The following is a 1,929-nucleotide window of genomic DNA, read 5'->3' as shown; positions in this document are numbered from 1 at the left end:
CGCAGCGAGCTGCGCCGCACCGCGTTCGGCTTCGTCTTCCAGTCGGGCCAGCTGCTGCCGGAACTGCCCGCCGACGAGAACGTGGCCCTGCCGCTGATGCTGGGCGGCACGCCACGCCGGGCGGCCGTCGAGCAGGCCCGGCAGTGGTTCGGCCCCCTGGGACTGCAGGGCCTGGAAGCCCGGCGCCCCGGGCAGCTGTCGGGAGGTCAGGCGCAGCGGGTGGCCATCGCCCGGGCTCTGGTCGGCAAGCCAAAGGTGATCTTCGCCGACGAGCCGACCGGCGCGTTGGACCAGGCCACCGGCATGGAGGTCATCCAACTGCTGACGGACGTCAGCCGCCGCCAGAGCGCCGCCCTGGTCCTGGTCACCCACGACGCGAACGTGGCTCGCTGGTGCGACCGCACGGTGCAGGTGCGTGACGGCCGGCTGGCCGAGGCTCACACCGAGTCGGAGGCCGGGGCAGTGACGGGCACCGGGGCCGAGGCGAACGCGGGGTACCGGCGATGAGGACACTGGACCGCACCACCTGGGCACTGACCTGGCGGCTCACGCGGGCCGGCGGCCGCACCGGCCTGCTCGCCACCGGGCTCGCGGTCGCGGCGGCGGCCGTGTCCACCACCCTGCTGCTGCTGTGCGTCGCGATGAACCTCGGCTTCCAGCACCGCTCGGACCGCACCGACTGGCGCAACCCCGTGGAGTCCTCCCGCCCCGTGGCGGTCGAGGCGGTCGGGACCACCTTCACCGCAGGAGCACCCGTCACCGTCGTGGACGTCGCCCGACTGCCCGGCCGCGCCGCTCCCGCCCCGCCCGGCCTCGGCCGCTTCCCCGCGCCCGGCGAACTGTGGGTCTCCCCGGCGCTCGGCGCCCTGCTCGACCGGCTGCCCGCCGACCGCCACCCGGTGCCCGGCACGCCCACCGGAACCCTGGGCCGCGAGGCACTGGCCCACCCCGGCGAACTCGTCGCGGTGATCGGACACCGCACCGGCGACCCGGCGGTCACCGCCGAGCGCGCGCCCGATCCGCGCCGGGCCGGCGACATCGTCTCCCCCACTCGCGTCGCGTCCTTCACCGGCGCGCCGCTGACGGACGGCACGGGCAGAATGTACGAGTCCCTGGCCCGGGTCGCCACCATCCTCGTCATCGTTCCGCTGCTGGTGCTGGCGGCCTCGGCCGCACGCCTGTCGGTCTCCCGCCGCGACCAGCGCCTCGCCGCGCTGCGCCTGATCGGTGCCACGCCGGGCCGTGTCGCCGCAATGACGGCCGCTGAGGCACTGCTCACCGGGGCGGCCGGGGCACTGCTCGGCGCCGCGGGATACGCGGTGCTGCTGCCGCCGGCGGCGAGTCTGCCGCTCGCGGGAGGCGCCTGGTACCGGGCCGACCTGTGGATCGGCGCGCTGCCACTGCTGGCGGTCATGGCCGGGGTGGTCGCGCTGGTCGTCATCAGCGCGCTCGCCGGCGCCGGCTGCTGGACGATCCCAAAGCTGCCTGGCGGATCGTCTCCGGACTCACCCTGGCCGGTTTCGTCGCCGGATTCTTCGCCCTGCTCACCCTGGACGCCGCTCCCCCGTGGGGAGGACGGCCCGACCAGCTCGCCATCGCGGCTCCGGTCGACAAGGTGACGCAGGTGCGGAAACAGGCCGAACAGCGTCTGCGGGCCGCCGGGGTGAGCGCCGTGGCCGGCGTGGACGACGGCTTCGTGGCCACGGCCCCCTACGACAGCCGTCAGGTCACCGCCACCGTCTCCGGCGGCCCGGCCGAACTGGACCGCGCCCGCACCGCGCTGACCGGCCTGACACCGGACCAGTACCCGCTCACCACCATCGACGTGAACTGGTCCGAGACACAGTTCACCCAGGACTTCACCACCCTCACCCGAGTGGTGCTCGTGGTGACCTTCACCGTCGCCATCACCTCGGCCGGGATCACCGC

Annotated in this window: 2 protein-coding genes and 1 pseudogene; all 3 read left to right on the top strand. The window is 74.8% G+C overall.

The genetic code is table 11. The annotated features are described in order from the left end of the window. The coding region (locus tag IG99_RS43285) for an ABC transporter ATP-binding protein (protein WP_037684521.1) at positions 1 to 507 on the top strand (507 nt) is incomplete at its 5' end. Next, on the top strand, positions 504 to 1,619 hold the full coding sequence (locus IG99_RS43280) for an FtsX-like permease family protein (RefSeq protein ID WP_051866633.1): 1,116 nt from the start codon (positions 504 to 506) through the stop codon (positions 1,617 to 1,619). The genes IG99_RS43285 and IG99_RS43280, both read left to right, overlap by 4 nt. A 5-nt stretch (positions 1,620 to 1,624) precedes the next feature. Continuing rightward, positions 1,625 to 1,929: pseudogene (locus tag IG99_RS44705) on the top strand (ABC transporter permease); the annotation flags it as partial.

The organism is Streptomyces griseus subsp. griseus, from assembly GCF_000720255.1.
In the GTDB taxonomy this organism is placed as follows: domain Bacteria; phylum Actinomycetota; class Actinomycetes; order Streptomycetales; family Streptomycetaceae; genus Streptomyces; species Streptomyces griseus_I.
Note: the sequence above shows the minus strand (reverse complement) of the source record. Positions and strands in the feature narration are given on the sequence as shown.

Bases quoted from the DNA above. Each gene is read 5' to 3' on its own strand.
- IG99_RS43280 (WP_051866633.1), top strand. From the start codon at position 504: ATGAGGACACTGGACCGCACCACCTGGGCACTGACCTGGCGGCTCACG.